Here is a 17,617-nt window from a genome sequence, read left to right as displayed (position 1 = left end):
TTATAATAATGATAAAAAATATCTGTAACAGTGAGTTAGTAGTACCGCAAAAATCAAAAAAATCCAAGTTCGCTTTAGCGATGGTACTAGGAGCAGCACTGTTGCCCTTATCAGCGATAGCGGCGACAGTGAATAATCAAGAGATAAGTAAATCGCCAGAAAAAATGACGATAGAGGAAGTTGATAATATCCGATCATCTGAAAACGCTGAAGGAATAATTAATGTTGATAACGAGAGTATAAAACCTAAAGCTATAGAACAATCAAATGCCACTAACTCCAATACGCTTGCTGCTAATATAGAGATACCAGCTGCTAGTACAGTAAATACTACTGAGGCTAGTAACATTAGTGAAGAAAATGTTATTGATAATGGTACTAGTAACAACGCGGCTGCTAGCACTGCTGCTTTCGATAATATAGATGGACTGAATCCTGATAACACCGAAGAAAAACCTATTGGAAAACTACCAGAAGCTGCCAAAAAAGTTCCATTTTGGAAGAATACTAACTACCTGTTAGGTGGTGGATTGCTACTTTTGTTCTTAGGTGGAGCGTTATTATCATTCTTAAAAATTAGTAGATTAGGCGACGAAAATCGAGAATTAACCCAAAATTATAAAATATTGAAAGGTGAAAAAAATAGTGTTATTAGTAAGTTGAAGCAATCTAATGCTGATAATGAGAGATTAAAAACTGATCTAAAAAATCAACTCGATATACGTGATGGGCAACATAATATCAGTAGCAAGGGCTTTGGCGCAGTATTACCCCTCATGGATATGGAAGAGCCGTTAGTGATTGAGGATCTAGACGCGTCAGACCGTAAACAACTATCTGATAGTATCACCACATGGTTTCAAAAAAATCGGGGCAACATGAATATTAGTGATTTAGTATCTGCAGAGATCCAGAAAAAGCTAGATCATTGGCAGTATTCGATTGAGCTATGGACGCAGAGTGATGGTGTTGACTCTATTGAATTGGCACAAAATACGATGCGTGCTTCCGTTATTAGTCTAACCAAACCTGATAGACAGGGCTTTGCCTATTGCTATAAAAAACCAAATGCACTATCGACAGTTTGGGTTAATAGAGGGTGGTACAAAGTACAGCGGACGAATAGCACGGTAGAAGTTTCGGGCGAACCGTTGGAGATAAACTAATGCAAATATACCTATCCAAGTATGCTGGTGCATTAAGCGCGGCATTATTAGTTAGTTTAGTTGCAGGTTGTAGTGATGAGCCCGAAGCGATTGCCACTGAGGCGCCTGCGGTAAAAGTCAATGCTACACCTAATTTTATGCCGCCATTGAACTTGGATATATTACCCAAAAATAACAGCCCCTCAGCGATCGATTATATTATCGATGGTTCAGCGAGTATGTGTGGCTATTTTAATGCAGAATTAGATACTACTGAACAAGCTATTCCTATTACCAAGTTGGTCCAAGCCATTCAATCTGTACTCAGAACGAATGATCGCATATTGATATTTATGCAGGATAAGGCATCAGACAAAGCAACTTACATCCCTTTTGAGAAGTTTGAAAACCAATTGATGCAAGGTAAGTGTGATTTAGGCGGGCAGTACACTGAGCTTGGTCTTATTCTTCAGGATTACAGAGAACAACCTGAACTTCAACAACGCTCAGTAGCGATTGTTTCAGATATGCACTTATTGCCTGCTGAGAGAACAACCTTTGAGACGCAGTACGATGCATTCCTTGGTGCCTATGTGAGTGCAGAAAATACCGCTTCTTCGTTATCTAATGGTATCTTATCGCTTCGTTCGCCATTTGTCGGAACTTATTATACGGTGAATAATGCACCTAAGACATTAGAGCAGACACAAAAACATCTACATTTCTTTTGGTTGGCAAAACAAGCGCCGGATGCTGCCCAGATCGAAAAAATACAACAAAATTTAATTGATGCTCAGACCCAGTTTCCAAACAGCGTTATTGCTCAGGCTGAGTTTTTGCCACAGCTTCGACTCTTAACGGATGATGCAAAAAGTTATGAATCATTTAGCTCGCCTGCACCAGTTATTAGTCCAAAAAATATTATTGATTTATCTATGGGTGAACATAAACCCTATATTAGTGCATTTGAAGCCAATAGTTCGCTTAGTGAAGAGCAAAAGAACTGTTACGATATTAGCTGGGATGAGAAGAATGGTATTGCTTTTTATCCTTATTCCAATCCAAAAACTAATCGTGACAAGATTTGTCCGGATGGTCCACTATTTCGATCCAAAACAGGCAGTACATTGAGACTCAACTTGCCATTGCAAAATGGCTACAGTGTCACGCCCAAACCACCAGTAGAGGTAATAGATAATTACCTTTCTATTCCTATCATAGAAGCACAAAAATCTTGTATTGGCGTAAGCTCGGGAATGGCAGATACGCAAAAAAGCGCTCAAGGCTTCGCGCTACAATATGCTGCTAACAGCTCCGCTATAAATACAAATTATTATGCTCAGTACTCTATTGAGCGTGATGGTTGCAGCTCTGATTCGGACTGCAGCAACCTTGTAGATAAGACTTTTCAGTATAATCAGTTGATATCTAGTCTTGCTAATAAGTCGAAACAACATATTGAAAGCCTGTATCCAAGGACTATCAATATTAATCTAACTTGTGACCCAAGCTAATGATAGATGATGATATGTGGGTATTATGGCGGTTGTCGACTCAACAAAATTTAGAGAATAATAGCTTTGAATGTAGTTTAGTCTTAGAGAGTTCAGATGGTTCGCCTCTTGAAGTTATAGATATTAATATCGCAGAGGTTCATGCCAAATCTTGGCTGCGTTTGGTACGGCAAGAAGCACCATTCGACATTATTAGCGACATCGATATTCCAATAAAAAATAATCTATCGTTGTTTTTATCTGGTTTTATCGATGTTGAGGCACTTATAAAACTCAAACCAGATTTAGCATATATCTATTTATGGGCATCAGCAAAACACGAAAAGATATATCTTGAAACGTTATACCCATTAAGTAAACTAAATGAAAAAGCAGAAAGTCGAGACTTTAGTAAAAACTGTATACAGATATACCCCGAAACTCCCTCGCAAAAGTATGTTGATCTAGAAGATCAAATACTAGAAGCAAAGGATTTATCACACTTATTAACAATCATTCAGCATCAAGTTGAAGAGGTTACAGTAGTAAAAGAGCTCGAAATAACTGAAGAGATTATAACAGAATCTGAAGTTGACCAGAACAGCTTTGATATTGAAATGCTAGATAGCAACGATGTGGATTCAGTGTGGGGTATATTTGCTAAGCAAGATTTAGATGATTTGGTAGAAGGCTTTAATGACTGGCAAAGAGTACACGGTAAAAATACGCTGATTGCGAGATTGCCAAAAAGACTATCAAATAAATTAGATGGCGAGTTTAACGTTGTATTTTGGACCAGTGGACAAGGAATCAGCAATATGATCGTAGATGATAAACCGCCTAGACATACTATGGTGTTGGGTATCACGAATCGCTCTGGTGATCAAGGTATCGGCTATTGTATACAAAGACCAACAAGCTTGGATAAAATGTGGACGCATCAGAAATGGCATAGCCTTGAATGCAGTAACAGTGAGATTTTAAGGGTAGAGCCAGTAAATTTTTAAAACTCAACTCTATACATGTCCATTGATATGATAGTGACGCGATAGGTATGCTGTCTAGCAGATTGCATAAAATAATACACAATGTAATATGGCTTAATTCTAATGAATAAAAACCTTCAGTATACGTTAATGAGTTTTACAGGCATTCTGTTGATGGTGATTGCTTCAGGTGTTTTCGATTCCAATAATGATACTTATTATGATGATACAGAGTCTGCTGGATTATATGAGATTGGTGAACCAGGTGAGCAACAAGTAGATGAGTCTGACATAGCAGCAGTAGAAGATGTCGAGGTTGCTGTAAATACAGCAACTGATGAGCAGAATATTGAATGGATTGATCAGCTAGCTGTAATAGATGCGCAGTATCCTAACGATATGGAACGCCTAGAGAAGTATCAAAGTTTACTTGATGATAATAAAAACCCTTTTGCACCAATCTTGCTGGCCAGCACTATCGTCAACGTTAAGAACCAATCTAGAGATGTAGATATATTTGAAGAGTGGTTAGCTAGTTTTGGATTTGATGTTAGCTCAATTGATAGTCTTGAAACCTTGGCAAATAACCAAAATGTTAATGCAATGTTTTTACTGGGCGTTTATTACTATCAGGTACAACTTTATGATCAATCTAGATCTTGGCTTGAGCAAGCTTCAAACCAAGAGCACGCAGGGGCAATGAACCAATTGGCGTGGGTATATCGAGAAGGACTTGGTGTTGATACAGATCTAGATTACGCAGTAACATGGCATCGTCATTCTGCTGAGGCTAATTACCCGCGTGCGATGACCAACTTAGCTTATCTTTATAGTATCGGTGAAGGCGTTGAAAAAGATTTAGACACTTCCGCTATGTGGTATAAAAGGGCAGCTGAGCTCAATAGTGCTTCAGCGATTTATGCAATAGCGACTTATAGTCTAAACGGTACAGGTGGTATGGAAAAAGATGAACAACAGGGCGTTAGTTTATTAATGGAGTCCGCAAAGCTTGGGCATAAGAGAGCAATGTATGCCATAGGAAAGCGCTATGAAAATGGCGACGGATTAGAGATAAATATGGAAGAGGCAATTAATTGGTATAGTGAATCTGCTAAGCTGGGCGAATCTGATGCTATTCAAGCTATGAATCGATTAAATTATTAATATTTTTGAAGCTTTAGAAATTAGTGATGTCTTATATTCATCATAGCTGTATTAGTAAATATTTGGATATTAAAGGCTGTAGCGGAAAGTTTAATAGTAGTAAATTATATTGCATCAGTTAAAGTTAATTAGGGACTAAGAATTAATGAGATTTAATTTATTGTTGTACGTGCCAGCATTGGTCGATAATCTTGATATGGAATACGGAATTTTTATCCAGCATCATTTGATGGATGACGCTGATGTTGAATTGAATTACTTTGACTTCAGCAGGATTAATTCAGAAAACTATGCCTTAGATATAGTAGATAGAAATGAAGTCACTAAAAAAGTAAGAAAAGATTGTCTGGTAGATGGTTATACGCTTAATAGTCATTATTCGATAGATTTAGATAAAGGTTTTAACAGAAACATAAGTAGGGACGAAGTTAGGCAGATATTTATATGTTTTAAAAATAATTCAAAAGAACCTATCGATGCTTTTATTCGTATGACTCACGATGGGGAAACCAACAACTATCGTATTAAAGATAATTTGGTATTCTTTCAACTTTGGGTGGCTCCAGAGATGGCAGGTAGTTCTGATATTGCCTTAAATATAGGAAAAGTTAATTATACGAACTTTGATTACTTTTGTGAGAGTATAAAGAAAGAGGTGAATAATCAATGGCGCTTGATATTAAATAAGAAAAGAGACATCAGTAAAGAGAAGCTTGTTACGCACAATGAAGTTACTCATGAGCAATCAGAACCCCTTCAAGAACCAAAAATACAAGCTAAGCTTGAAAGAATATTTGCACAGCCAGATGAAGTTCCTGATCATGTACGCGTTATAAATACAGATTCGCAAGAAATTCTAATTCCACAAAATGGCAACGTACTAGCTGATAGTAGAAATGGATCGAATAGTTTTAAGATAATCGCTTATATTTTACTAATTTTAGGAGTTTTATCAATTTTAGGAAAAATATTTAGTGGTAATTAATTGACTTGATGTAATTTTTAAAAATTAAGAACTGAATTTTTGATGCAATTAATCAATTACTTGTTTAATTATTTGCTAAGTAAAATAAATACATCGTTAGAAGTCAATAAACTTCTGATTATGTGAAACATGTAATTAAGAAACATAATATTTTTCTTAAGATTTAGCTAGTATTTTATAAATAAAATAAAATTATTTTAAAGTAAAGAGAATGATATTATAATTATAAGTTACCCAGTAGACTTTTGGACCAAAGTCATTAAAAGCATTAAATGTAAAGAAATGAGCATTCGTGAAGCTTATGATTTCTGAATTAATAATACATTTTAGATGGTTTGATTAAATTTGGTTTGCCTTTAATTATCTTACTAATTTTTTAAATCTATAGTTAAAAATTAATAGAATAATTTAAGTCTAAGTGAGAAATATATTTTATTTAAAGGCTCTTTGAATAAAATAATTATTTTTCTGCTAATATACTGCTTTCGATTTTATGACTACTGAGCAACTACTAATGCCTCGATTAACATTATCTGCTGTCCCATATTTATTAATATCCATATACCTGCTATCAGTGAGTAACACTACATATGCAGTAAATACGGACAGATCGAAGACTGATAAAGTAGAGATTGATAATCAAAGATTCGCAATCTGTTTAAACAACCTAGTTAAAACTGGTCCTTTTGTAAGCGTCAAAGAAACTTTTACCCAGTATCGTCCTTCTCTGTTAGATCCTAGCGTATTAGAGTCACTAAATTATCAGCCAGAGTTTGCTAAAGAACCTTGGGATTATTTAGCTAGCTTAGTGGATGAAGAAAGAGTTGTTGATGGTATTGCTGCTGATGAGGATTATGCCAATGTATTGGCAAAAATAGAGACTCACTATGGGGTAAATCGCTATGATGTGCTTGGTGTTTGGGGTGTAGAGTCGGATTTTGGGACTAAGTTAGGCAAAAAAGATGTAATTAATTCCTTGGCTACTTTATCTTGCTTTGGGCGTCGTCAAAGTTACTTCCGTAGGGAGTATGTTAGTGCTTTAAAAATATTAAAAAAAGGCGATATTGCTAAATCAGACTTTAAAGGCTCATGGGCAGGCGCTTTCGGACAGACTCAGTTCATGCCTTCTACATTTCTACAATTAGCACAAGATTTTGATGGTGATAATCGTAAAGATTTGGTGAATAGCCAAGCAGATGCATTAGCATCAACCGCCAACTTCCTAAAGAACAGTGGTTACCAAAGTAATAAACCTTGGGGTTATGAAGTACGCTTACCTTCAGGCACTAATTTTTCGAATGATCGTAAAAACAAAAAGCCTATATCTCATTGGCAAGGTCTAGGCATTACTTTGCCAGATAATAAACCATTACCAGAGACTTTATCTTCAGCAGGTTTGTTTTTACCATCTGGTAAACAAGGCCCAGCATTTTTAGTAGGACGCAATTTTGATGCCTTCTATGCTTATAATGCGTCAGAAAATTATGCACTAGCTATTGCCCACTTATCACAGCGTATTAAACAACAAGATACCAACGTTGACTTTGCAACCCCTTGGCCTACTGATGATCCAGGCTTGAACCGCAAAGAGTCTCGCGAGGTTCAAGAGTCGTTAAACCTTCTAGGTTATAGTATGGACGAAGTAGATGGCATTATTGGAGATAAAACACGCAAAGCGATTCAAAAATATCAAGCAGATATAAACATCAAAACAGATGGTAAAGCTGGACAAAAGATACACCGACATCTAATAGCTAGCTCTGAGGAACTAAGAGAAGCAGCTAAAATAAAGGCAAAGATAAATGCTGATCGAGAAGCTATAGATACTAACAGTTCACAGAGCGAAAATAAGGAAGGATCTAAAACCAAGTCTACGCATGGTTTATCTGATTTAGTAAGGAGTAAATCTTTACTCTTTATTATTTCTATATTATTTTTGCTTAGCATTGCTATCGTAATTTTAAGTAAGAGAAAATTGTAATTAAATAAAATATTAATGTGGGGGCTGTAGTAGATATAAGTACTAGACCTCTTACAAAAGTCATGACCCAAGCTCGAAATTTACAACACCATCAAATAGCATCATTCTGAGATCATTAACCCTTGCTGACCCCTGCCGTCAATTCCGTACAGTCAAATTTGGGAGATTTTAGTTACGCAGCCTGACGATAGTAATCAAGCCATATCTGTATTGGCGATCGATTGCCCAAACCCTTTCGAATCCTCGTTTGGTTATAGTACAGCTCAATATATCCAATGATATCGCTGATGGCTGCAAACCTTGTTTTATAGTCTTGATGATACACAAGCTCATTCTTTAACACGCCCCAGAAGCTTTCTATTGGCGCATTGTCATAACAATTACCTGATCCCTGCTGTCAAATCCGTAGAAATTAACTCGGGAGATTTTACTATGCCTAAGCGACAACAGTTGTCGCAAGCCGCACTTTAATTTCTTTCTTTTCATTGTTTTTTATACTATAGTTATTGAGTCAGGAAGAAATGACGAAATATCGTGACATAGAGTTAACCCTCGAAGCGCAACGCTTCACCTTATAACTCTACTATTTTCGTTCACACTAAAAAGCTCTTAATTGGTATTAACTATTACCATCCTAATCATCAGTAAACATAAGCAATCAAATATAGCCTGCATAAAAATGCTGGTAATAAACCTCTTATTGTCAAAAAACCAAGCTTAAACAAATTAACTCACTCATCTTGCTCCTATAACGTTGCTCAAAAAGCGGCGGACAGACACGGCTGACTTAAAGCTTTAACCACCATAATAAAAAACGCTACTAGCAAACTGCCTTTAAAATAATAAGGACAATCCTATGACGAATACAAAATACACTTTCGAGCAAAAACGCATAGACAATGTACAGTGGTCAGGTGTATCAAGACTCTCAAGTTTACCCTCACTACCGAATGATGGTAAATCTCCATCTCTTAAAATCCCACTGTTCTATCTCACTAGCGTGTCTGTTAACGACTATGAAGATGATATCTATTTTGTTAATAATACCGATCAGACGCTACACTTTGTAGCGCCATTTAAGCTATATCGGAACTTAAATGAAGCGGGTGCCAAGCTTGGTGATGTCAGTGTTGAAAATTTAGATAAAGTGACTTTTTATGCTGATGATATAGACCGGTTATACACTGATGTATTGCCCAATCAAGGCGTGCGTATCGGAAGCTATCATATTATGTATGATAGTGATGAGATGATGCAGTGGTTTATTGATGTTCCCTTTAAAGGGGTTGATAGTCATAATAGCGATTATGCAGTTTGGCATTTTAATGTGGTTGAAAAAGGTGGAATCGGTGGGAACTACCCCCTGCTGTGGAATGACTTTAGCAAGCCCTCACATATGGTCAGTTGTGACTGTATGTCTGATCGGGGTGAGATACCGATAGAGCCTTTACTGTATGAAGAACGCTGTTGGGTCTTAGATAGTCTGACTGAGTCTCTTGGGGTGGCTGATGCCCTATTTGTACTAGCCATTAATGATGTGCTGTACCGTTATTGTGTGGGCTGGAGCGCGCCCTATAACGAGTCTGATATACAGGCCAAAGACATTGCCCATAAATTACAAGAGCTAAAGCCTAGTGATGCTGATGCGGTAAAAGAGATTATACAAGCCGTTTATGATTTCTGGTTTAACGAGGGCTTTGCTAAGAATATTCCAGTGAAGGCTTGTGCGGAGATTTTCGACTTGTATAAAGAGTGGGTGGTTAATCATTAAAAAGGAGAAAGCGATGATGTTCCCTATTGAGAATAACGACACATTCTTACTGTTCTTTCACGGTTTAGATTCGAGTAATGAGACCAGTAAATACACTTGTATCAAACGTGAACCTAAGTACTGCCAAACCGTTAGCTACCGAGATAACTTTGAAGGCGTATTTGATATTTATGAGACGTTGATTCAAGAGAAAATGAATCAGTATCCTAGAGTGGTCTTGGCAGGACATTCACTTGGTGCATGGTTCGCCAATCATTTCGCACACAAATACAATCTGCGTGCGCTATTGATTGCGCCCTGCATCTATCCCAGTGAAGTATTAGCCGATCGTATTCCTCAAGTGGCTGATATGAAACTGTCTTTTCCTACTTCTAACACTGAGATGATGCGAGTGATGATAGAGGTCGATGATGAGTCTTTGGATGTGGCCGTCGCTAGACGAACGTTAGTGAATTTGCCTGACAGTTGGGAAGTGGAGTATTTTGAGCGCGGTCATCACCGTATTGCTCGTAGCGAAGATATTTGGTATCACCTAGTCCATCTGTGCGAAGACCCTATCATTTGGATGGACGAGGCCACCTTTCATGGTGAAGACTAACCACAATTAATATCATTCTTTTTGATATGCTCTTATTACTTAGATTAAGAACTGTTATCAATAGTAATTATAAAAAGCTATCGTGGGTTTAATGGTTTTGTAGATGCCAACTGTTATGGTTAATCAATGATGAGTCTACAAACCTTGCAACTTCCAGCACGATATAAAACAACTCTGGTAAAGCGCATGAGCCTGCACTCTGACAAGGCGATTCATGCCTGAATTGATGAGCTGAAGTTAGCTTACCTTATATCCTTTTCTCATACTTTGTTGTCGGAGTGCAGGAGTCACCTATGTCCATTATCAAAAGTCAAAATACCACTCATCTTAAATATACCAGTCGTTATAGTCCACGTCATCCTTTGGCAAAATATGCTGTTAGTCAAATAGGTAAGCTTGCGCTACGGGCGCAAGATATTGTCGCAGCGATGGGGTATTCTCTTAAACATACTATTCCCGCCTGTGATCGTCTGCGGCATGTATTGTCTAGTGAAATACTGGGACTAAATGCCACTAATATTGATACGTACTTCACTGCGCACGAATTCTTAACAGCCCTGCTTGTAGTGCTCGATATACCATACGAGACGTTTGCAGACAATATCGCTCAAATCGAGTATGACTTAGCACATTATCCCTATCCGCTGCCGAGGTATAGGTTAAGCGCAGATGTCGATTTTACGTTTAGTGGCGGTGCAAATTGGATGTCCCGCGGCGTAGCTAGTAGTAAAGCGAATGCTTACCTGCCTGAGGACATTGCCAAGATGGATAACGTAGAGCGTGAATCGATAATACAAAAGTGTATTGCTGAGCACTATAAAAAGTATCACGATAATTTGTCATATGACGGGGTTATTAAAGGCTATCGACTGATTGTTAAACAGCGTAATGAGAGTGTTGATAGAGTTGAGTATGGACTGCCCGAGTCTCAGTAGGTTTGCTATATAAGTTATAACCCGTCTATTGATTAGCAGTCATTGAACCAACATGAGGCTAAATAACCTTTAACCTAGTAAATAATTTTATAGGTTGTTTGCTATACTAGCCTTTATAATAAATATATAGGCTCAACATCATGAATATTTCTTCAAATAACCATGCAGCCCAAAATATGCTTCCTACAGCACAAGCCTGTGCAATCACCTTCCAAGGTAATGCCAGCAATAACCTGCAACAAGACGCTTTTTTCTTTTTAGATAATTGGTATCAAGAAGACTTAGGCGTGATGACAGTGACATCAGTCGAGCTTCCTTTTTGTTTAGCAGTCTCTGACGGTGTTGCCAGCTCCAATCATTCACAGCATTGCTCAAAGGCGGTGGTAAAAGCGATTAGTCGGCTGTGGAGTGAGCAGAAGAGCATCCGTTCAGAGGGTCTTCATCAGCTGATTAATAAAACCAAGCATTCATCAAAGCGTCATGGTGCAGCGGCGACCCTTGCTATGATTGTCGGAGAGTTAGATAGTATTGGGACAATAGAGGCGACGATAACGCATGTCGGTGACAGTCGTGTTTACTGGCTGACTAAAGACGCATCACAGTGGCAGTGCCTGACACGCGATCATAACTTGTTAAATGAGCTTATTGATCAGCAAGCACAAGAGCAAGGCCGCTATGCAGAGTTTGCAGACTATAATCGAGAAGGGATGGCAGGGAGTTTATATATCATCACTGAATGCTTTGCATTGACCAGTGATGATAGTTATACAAGCAGTGAAGCGCCAGAAAGTATGTCTCGAACGATTGATGTTAATAGTGGCGATTGTATGTTGGTTTGTACGGATGGCATTCATGATTTAGTGCCAAGTCATGAGTGGCAACCTGTCAGTGCGGAGACTGATTTACAGCATTGGCTAATCACTCTTAAAAACCAAGTTTATGATTCAGAGGGCAATGCTTATGATAATGGCACCGCGATTTTGGTTCGTTTTGATTGAATCATTGTTTTAATAATGAAGCTATAAACTTACCATTGAACGATTTAACTGAGAAACCCATATGCCCACACACCCAATCGCAAGCTATACAAAGTCGACACGTCTATTCGCTTTATATCAATGTCTGCCTCGGAGTGAAGCTGATGCTATGTCATTAACAGAGCTTATGGTTGGTTATGGTGATGATTCAGATAATTTTGCTAACGAACGTAAAAACTTAGAGAATGATCTAATTGGCTTAAATCAAATATTTAACGATATTTTTTATAGTGACGCTTTAATTCGAGTGCCAGCATGGGGTCAGAATATTAGTGGACAGAAAGCACGCTTTTATATTGAGCCGAGCTTCAATATCGATATTATCAATGAGCAAACGGTGTTCTTTTGGGAAATGCTAGATAAATATACCGCAAACTATTTACCAGTATCTTTTAAACAAAGTATCACAGATAAACTTACCCAATTAGGCCGGCACAACAAGGATGGTTTCCATCGAAGTAAGCTAGGACAATGGCAAGATCATCTCATTACCTTACCTAGTATCGTACAAGCACCGACGCTTAAGAATGACGTAATGGCAAGTATTCACCAAGCTCTGCTAAATAGACTGCAACTTAAAATAAGTTATCAAAATAAATGGCATGGCAGTTCTGCTGAAAGAGTCATCTACCCCAAAGGACTTATCTTTATAGATAATATGGTTTATCTCACAAGCTTTAATCCTACTGATGATCATATTGATGATGAGGTACTGATAAAAGCGCATCGTAACTTTGCAATCAATCGTATCACTGAGGCAGTAGTCATAGATAAGCAAGTACCTGACTGGGTAGGACGAGATATTTTTTCATTAGATAACTTGAATAAATTAGGTAAGTTAGAACCTACTGATAGTGTTCAGATCAAACTGGTTTTAAGGGTGCAAAAATATGCCTGTCAGCATCTTTATGAGCGTCCATTATCGCAAGATCAGCAGATTACTATGATAGATGATACTTGGAATCAGGTAAGTGCTACTGTTGCCAATACTAAGCGTCTGCAAGATTGGCTGGTCAGTATGTCGCAGCTGGCCGTGGTCGTTGAGCCAAGTGAGCTGAAAACAGTGATCCTTGAGCGCTTGCAGAGTGGGATAGAGCTTTATGAGCATTAATAAAATACTATGTACTAAACAGCTGTTAATAAATTATAAGGAAGTGTAATTGTGAGCGAAGTCCAAACCTTAATAAATGAAGTGAGTCAAAAAATCCAAGCTTTAGAGACAGCGCAAGCACTCTATAGTCGTCAGCTTTCACCAGATTTTAATACTTTTGATTATATCAATACCGATGAATTAGGACTTAGTCGTATCTTAGCGGCTTTGCTTGATCCAAAAGGCAGTCATGCACAGCAAGAAACCTTTTTAAGACTATTTGTTGAGCATTGTTTGCCAGATATGTATAAAACTTCAGAAAGGCAGGTTTTTCTTAATAATCTTGAGAAGACAGATGTTTTTCTTGAAGAGATCACTGTAAAAAGCAATACTCAACGCCGTATGGATATTTATCTACAATGTCAGGTGGGTGATGACAGTTACGGTATTTGTATTGAAAACAAACCTTATGCGGCAGACCAGTTTGAACAGTTGAAGGATTATGCAGAAGAGCTTGAAAAAAGAAGCCACAAGGCTTGGCACCTTGTTTACCTTAATGAGTCTGATGAAGGTCCGAGCAAATACAGTATTGATACGAGTAAATTAGAAGCGTTGAAAAATGAGAGGCAATATAGCCATCTTCGATTTAGTGGCTTAGTAGGTTGGCTCAAAGCGTGTCAAGTAGAATGCCAGAATCATAGTGTTAGTGAGTTTATTGCACAGTTAATCAATTTTATTCAAAAGCAATTTATGGGGATTGAAGATATGAATGAAGCACAGTCTGTATTGAATACAATGTTATCTAGCCAAGAAAATATAGCTAGCGCATTAAAAATTGCTTTAAGTGCTCATGAAATGAAAAAGCAACTCATCGAGAAATTGCAGCGTGATCTTATTACGATTATTGAAGAAAAAAGTAAACCTTATTCAATGATTAAAACTGACCTAAAGGGTGTTAATCGAGAAGAGCAAATTACCTTTAATATTAAAAAAAGTGCTCTAGATCTTTGTTTGGGTTTTGGCGGTACGGTTTTTAATTACCCTTATTTGGGTATCTTTATAGCTAATAAAGATGCAACACCAGACTATGAATATTATGAAAAAATTCTGAGTAAGTGTAAATCTAGCGATAGTATTGCTAGTGAAAATATAAAAGCAGAAGAAGATAAATCAAAGGATGGTTATTGGTGTGCTTGGTACAGTTTTGAACCCCATGATTGGTGGTCTAAAACTGAGCCGTGGGAACAAATTCATAACGGTGAGATGGCAAATAAAATTATTGAACAGCTTGATGGGTACTATAAAGTTTTAAACGATAATAATTTATTAAATAAATAATTTTTCTAAATAAACAAGGAAGCCCATTATATGTCAGAGCTGAATAGTAAAGTCGGAAACAACGCTATAGAGCCATGGCTGACAGAGCTGTGGGCATGGGCTGATAAGGTTGCGATTCCTGATGAAGTGTTGCCACGTGATCACGCTACTTTATTGGCGTTAACAGACCTGAGTATTGATTGTAGCCAATTAACTAAGCTACCTGAAAGTATTGGCTACTTATACAACTTAACTAAGCTGACGCTAAACTGTGAATCACTTGAGCGTTTACCAGAGTCAGTAGGGCAGTTAAATGAGTTAGAGGAGCTTACGGTTAATAGTCATAAAGTACAGGAGTTTCCTGATAGCATCGCTAATCTTGAGAATCTTCGCCTAATAGATGTTCCTAATCAGTTAATTAGTCGATTACCAACAGCTGTCATTGAAAGATATCGTAACAATGAATTGTGGATTAAAAATATCACTTTTACAAAGTTGTATACGGCGCAAATAAGCGAATATGACTTAGCCGCATTTGTTTTTTTCCTTGTTAATGATGATTGGGATGAAAATAAATTAATTGATCTGAAGCAAAAGACAGCACCAGAATTTTTATTCGGTCTGCAAACGACTGAAAAAACTATCAAGCAATTTGATGTGGTGGATGGCATTATTATTTGCAAGCCTGATGAAGTACAACAAGTCATGAAGATGTTTAAAGATACATTTTGCAATGAGTTTACGGCTATACCCTATACAGACGTTGAAGAGGCGCTAAGTTTTGCGAAACCTGCTAAGTTTATACAAGCTAGTGCATTAGGAATGTCTAAATCAGACCAAGTACTCAGTCAGATTATTAATCAAATTCCTGAAGATATCACTATAAACTCTATGATGTTTCAAGCTGAAAGTAACCGCGAATTTACGCTTGATAACTTTCAAATTGTAGTAGATGCTTTTGGTAAAATGGGTATAAAAGATGAACATACTTTCTATAATACAGAAGTTGTCGATAAGACTGAGTACTGTTGGATGGGTATGATATATATGGTTTCGTAGTTGTATAGTTAGTTCAAAATAAAAGCGAGACGTTATAGCTATGTGCGACTGGTATAAATTTTCCTTGCTTGCTGTTATCACAGAGGCTATGAAAAACTCATCCCAGTCGCACTGTATCGATTTTTAAGTAATTCTACTGTATTAAGTATAAATATAGCTTAAATAAAATTGTAGGCATCATTGGCAAACGATTATTACTTAAGAAGCAAGGAATATAGAAGGTGAGAGATATGAGTACAGCTTTATTTAATGATTTTATCCAAGCTCAAAATACTATTTATCCATCGGTTATTAACGAGTTAACCGAAGGGCAGAAGCGTACGCATTGGATGTGGTTCATTTTTCCACAGGTGAAAGGCTTGGGACTCAGTACAATGGCTCGGCGTTTTGCAATAGAAAGTTTAGAGCAAGCAAAGGAGTATTTGCAGCACGACGTGCTTGGAGCACGGTTGAGAGAGTGTGCTGAATTATTATTGTTGCATCCTGATAAAAGCGCTTTAGAAATTTTCGGATCAATCGATACGCTGAAATTACACTCTTCGCTTACACTGTTTACTTTAGCGTCCTCTAACAAAAAATGTGTTTTTAACGAGCTTTTGGATCAGTATTTTGAAGGCAGTTACGATATAAACTCTATCAGAATATTAAAGCAAATCAATGATCAACAAGCTAAGTAAATAAAACTGAATGATACTCTAAAAGGACATGTGATTATGAGCACAGTACAAAGTTTGATAAACGAAGTGAGCCAAAAGATAAGTTCTTTAGAGACAGCACAAGCACTTTATAGCCGGCAGCTTTCACCAGATTTTAATACTTTTGATTATATCAATACGGATGAGTTGGGACTTAGCCGTATTTTAGCGGCTCTTCTTGATCCTAGAGGCAGTCATGCACAGCAAGAAACCTTTTTAAGACTATTTGTTGAGCATTGCTTACCCAGTATGTATAAAACTCCTGAAAGGCAAGTTTTTCTTAATAACCTTGAGAAAACGGAAGTTTTTCTTGAAGAAGTAACTGGGAAAAGCAATACCCAACGCCGTATGGATATTTATTTGAGCTGTCAGGTGGGTGATAATAGCTATGGTATCTGTATTGAGAATAAGCCCTATGCGGTAGACCAGTTTGAGCAAATGAAAGATTATGCTATTGAGCTTGAGAGTAGAAGGCATACTGCTTGGCATCTTATTTATCTAAACGAGTATAAAGATACACCTGATAAGAAAAGTGTCGACTCTATTACTTTAGAGGAATGGATCAATAATAATCAATATAGTTCTCTTCGTTATAGTGACTTAATTGATTGGCTTAAAGTTTGCCAAGTTGAATGCCAGAATCACAGCGTCAGTGAATTTATCGCGCAGCTAGTTAAATTTATTCAAAAACAGTTTATGGGTATCGAAGATATGAATGAAGATAATGCGGTTTTAAATATTATTAAAAAAGATGCAGCTACCATCGATGCCAGTATCAAGGTGTCTAATACAGTAGATCGCATGAAGAAAGAGCTTATAGCAAAGCTGAAAATAGACTTATTAGCAAAATGTAAAAAAACTGATTATGAGGTGGATGTTAGTTATATTGGTAACGGTAAAAGATATGAACAGATTTATTTCCTAATACCTGGTTATGATAATGGATATATCTGCTTTGAGTTTCAAGGTGCAAATTTTGATCGCCCATGTTTAGGCATTGCGTTTATTTCCGCAGAAGCAGCAAGAGCTTGTCCATATACGGAAAAAATGAAAACAGTTTTAAATGACGTCTTAACAGATAGGAAGGTCCTTTCATCACCATCATGGCCAGCATACTATTACTTTTGTCCACAGGATTGGAAGGGTTCGAGTGAGGCATGGCTAATGATAAATCAAGGCACAATGGCAGATAAGATTTTAGAAGAAATGGACAAGGTTTTTAACATCTTAAAAGCCAATGATTGTTTTATCAAATATTGATTAGAAGAATCTAGTTTTAGAATGCTTTACTCAATAATCATGATCCATGCTGTCAAATTCGTAGACAATAACTTGAGAGACCTTGGTTACGCAGATTGAAG

Annotated in this window: 15 protein-coding genes and 1 pseudogene; 15 read left to right on the top strand and 1 reads right to left on the bottom strand. The window is 37.3% G+C overall.

Going from position 1 to position 17,617, the window contains the following annotated elements; translation table 11 throughout:
* Nucleotides 1-8: 8 nt before the first annotated feature.
* The 6 genes from FQ082_RS07135 to FQ082_RS07110 all read left to right on the top strand — a co-directional run bounded on the left by FQ082_RS07135 (nucleotide 9) and on the right by FQ082_RS07110 (nucleotide 7,754).
* Nucleotides 9-1,166, top strand: a complete 1,158-nt coding sequence (locus FQ082_RS07135; RefSeq protein WP_149492567.1) for a hypothetical protein — start codon at nucleotides 9-11, stop codon at nucleotides 1,164-1,166.
* Complete coding sequence (locus FQ082_RS07130) at nucleotides 1,166-2,659, top strand: hypothetical protein (RefSeq protein ID WP_149492566.1); 1,494 nt, start codon at nucleotides 1,166-1,168, stop codon at nucleotides 2,657-2,659. The genes FQ082_RS07135 and FQ082_RS07130 overlap by 1 nt, the downstream gene beginning before the upstream one ends.
* A complete protein-coding gene (locus FQ082_RS07125; protein ID WP_149492565.1) occupies nucleotides 2,659-3,645 on the top strand; it encodes a hypothetical protein in 987 nt (328 codons plus the stop codon). The genes FQ082_RS07130 and FQ082_RS07125 overlap by 1 nt, the downstream gene beginning before the upstream one ends.
* A gap of 102 nt (nucleotides 3,646-3,747) precedes the next feature.
* Nucleotides 3,748-4,788 (top strand): tetratricopeptide repeat protein, encoded by a 1,041-nt coding sequence (locus FQ082_RS07120; RefSeq protein WP_149492564.1) that lies wholly within the window; start codon nucleotides 3,748-3,750, stop codon nucleotides 4,786-4,788.
* Between the two features lie 196 nt (nucleotides 4,789-4,984).
* Complete coding sequence (locus FQ082_RS07115) at nucleotides 4,985-5,773, top strand: hypothetical protein (protein ID WP_223145349.1); 789 nt, start codon at nucleotides 4,985-4,987, stop codon at nucleotides 5,771-5,773.
* 493 nt (nucleotides 5,774-6,266) lie between these two features.
* The gene (locus FQ082_RS07110) at nucleotides 6,267-7,754 is read left to right on the top strand and encodes a lytic murein transglycosylase (RefSeq protein WP_262498175.1); all 1,488 of its coding nucleotides are present in this window, start codon (nucleotides 6,267-6,269) and stop codon (nucleotides 7,752-7,754) included.
* A gap of 172 nt (nucleotides 7,755-7,926) precedes the next feature.
* Here FQ082_RS07110 and FQ082_RS07105 read toward each other — a convergent pair.
* Nucleotides 7,927-8,139 (bottom strand): annotated as a pseudogene (locus FQ082_RS07105) (IS3 family transposase); the annotation flags it as partial.
* A gap of 471 nt (nucleotides 8,140-8,610) precedes the next feature.
* Between FQ082_RS07105 and FQ082_RS07100 the strand changes: the two are divergent.
* From FQ082_RS07100 to FQ082_RS07060, 9 genes are all read left to right on the top strand, one after another.
* Nucleotides 8,611-9,525, top strand: a complete 915-nt coding sequence (locus tag FQ082_RS07100) for a hypothetical protein (RefSeq protein WP_149492562.1) — start codon at nucleotides 8,611-8,613, stop codon at nucleotides 9,523-9,525.
* Between the two features lie 13 nt (nucleotides 9,526-9,538).
* Nucleotides 9,539-10,123, top strand: coding sequence for an alpha/beta hydrolase (locus tag FQ082_RS07095; protein ID WP_149492561.1), 585 nt, complete (start codon nucleotides 9,539-9,541; stop codon nucleotides 10,121-10,123).
* A gap of 293 nt (nucleotides 10,124-10,416) precedes the next feature.
* The gene (locus FQ082_RS07090; RefSeq protein ID WP_149492560.1) at nucleotides 10,417-11,058 is read left to right on the top strand and encodes a hypothetical protein; all 642 of its coding nucleotides are present in this window, start codon (nucleotides 10,417-10,419) and stop codon (nucleotides 11,056-11,058) included.
* 140 nt (nucleotides 11,059-11,198) lie between these two features.
* Nucleotides 11,199-12,056, top strand: coding sequence for a PP2C family protein-serine/threonine phosphatase (locus FQ082_RS07085; RefSeq protein WP_149492559.1), 858 nt, complete (start codon nucleotides 11,199-11,201; stop codon nucleotides 12,054-12,056).
* Nucleotides 12,057-12,117: 61 nt separating this feature from the next.
* Nucleotides 12,118-13,206, top strand: coding sequence for a helix-turn-helix transcriptional regulator (locus FQ082_RS07080; protein ID WP_149492558.1), 1,089 nt, complete (start codon nucleotides 12,118-12,120; stop codon nucleotides 13,204-13,206).
* 51 nt (nucleotides 13,207-13,257) lie between these two features.
* On the top strand, nucleotides 13,258-14,523 hold the full coding sequence (locus tag FQ082_RS07075) for a PD-(D/E)XK nuclease family protein (protein WP_188018924.1): 1,266 nt from the start codon (nucleotides 13,258-13,260) through the stop codon (nucleotides 14,521-14,523).
* Nucleotides 14,524-14,553: 30 nt separating this feature from the next.
* Nucleotides 14,554-15,561 (top strand): leucine-rich repeat domain-containing protein, encoded by a 1,008-nt coding sequence (locus tag FQ082_RS07070; protein ID WP_149492556.1) that lies wholly within the window; start codon nucleotides 14,554-14,556, stop codon nucleotides 15,559-15,561.
* Nucleotides 15,562-15,791: 230 nt separating this feature from the next.
* The gene (locus tag FQ082_RS07065) at nucleotides 15,792-16,238 is read left to right on the top strand and encodes a DUF1810 domain-containing protein (protein WP_149492555.1); all 447 of its coding nucleotides are present in this window, start codon (nucleotides 15,792-15,794) and stop codon (nucleotides 16,236-16,238) included.
* A 36-nt stretch (nucleotides 16,239-16,274) separates the two neighbouring features.
* Complete coding sequence (locus tag FQ082_RS07060) at nucleotides 16,275-17,516, top strand: PD-(D/E)XK nuclease family protein (protein WP_149492554.1); 1,242 nt, start codon at nucleotides 16,275-16,277, stop codon at nucleotides 17,514-17,516.
* Nucleotides 17,517-17,617 lie beyond the last annotated feature (101 nt).

Source organism: Psychrobacter sp. ANT_H56B (assembly GCF_008369245.1).
Lineage (GTDB): Bacteria > Pseudomonadota > Gammaproteobacteria > Pseudomonadales > Moraxellaceae > Psychrobacter > Psychrobacter cryohalolentis.
Note: the sequence above shows the minus strand (reverse complement) of the source record. Positions and strands in the feature narration are given on the sequence as shown.

Excerpts from the sequence above, each read along its gene's own strand:
- FQ082_RS07135 (WP_149492567.1), top strand. The coding sequence starts at position 9 with ATGATAAAAAATATCTGTAACAGTGAGTTAGTAGTACCGCAAAAATCA.
- FQ082_RS07130 (WP_149492566.1), top strand. The coding sequence starts at position 1,166 with ATGCAAATATACCTATCCAAGTATGCTGGTGCATTAAGCGCGGCATTA.
- FQ082_RS07125 (WP_149492565.1), top strand. The coding sequence starts at position 2,659 with ATGATAGATGATGATATGTGGGTATTATGGCGGTTGTCGACTCAACAA.
- FQ082_RS07120 (WP_149492564.1), top strand. The coding sequence starts at position 3,748 with ATGAATAAAAACCTTCAGTATACGTTAATGAGTTTTACAGGCATTCTG.
- FQ082_RS07115 (WP_223145349.1), top strand. The coding sequence starts at position 4,985 with ATGGAATACGGAATTTTTATCCAGCATCATTTGATGGATGACGCTGAT.
- FQ082_RS07110 (WP_262498175.1), top strand. The coding sequence starts at position 6,267 with ATGACTACTGAGCAACTACTAATGCCTCGATTAACATTATCTGCTGTC.
- FQ082_RS07100 (WP_149492562.1), top strand. The coding sequence starts at position 8,611 with ATGACGAATACAAAATACACTTTCGAGCAAAAACGCATAGACAATGTA.
- FQ082_RS07095 (WP_149492561.1), top strand. The coding sequence starts at position 9,539 with ATGATGTTCCCTATTGAGAATAACGACACATTCTTACTGTTCTTTCAC.
- FQ082_RS07090 (WP_149492560.1), top strand. The coding sequence starts at position 10,417 with ATGTCCATTATCAAAAGTCAAAATACCACTCATCTTAAATATACCAGT.
- FQ082_RS07085 (WP_149492559.1), top strand. The coding sequence starts at position 11,199 with ATGAATATTTCTTCAAATAACCATGCAGCCCAAAATATGCTTCCTACA.
- FQ082_RS07080 (WP_149492558.1), top strand. The coding sequence starts at position 12,118 with ATGCCCACACACCCAATCGCAAGCTATACAAAGTCGACACGTCTATTC.
- FQ082_RS07070 (WP_149492556.1), top strand. The coding sequence starts at position 14,554 with ATGTCAGAGCTGAATAGTAAAGTCGGAAACAACGCTATAGAGCCATGG.
- FQ082_RS07065 (WP_149492555.1), top strand. The coding sequence starts at position 15,792 with ATGAGTACAGCTTTATTTAATGATTTTATCCAAGCTCAAAATACTATT.
- FQ082_RS07060 (WP_149492554.1), top strand. The coding sequence starts at position 16,275 with ATGAGCACAGTACAAAGTTTGATAAACGAAGTGAGCCAAAAGATAAGT.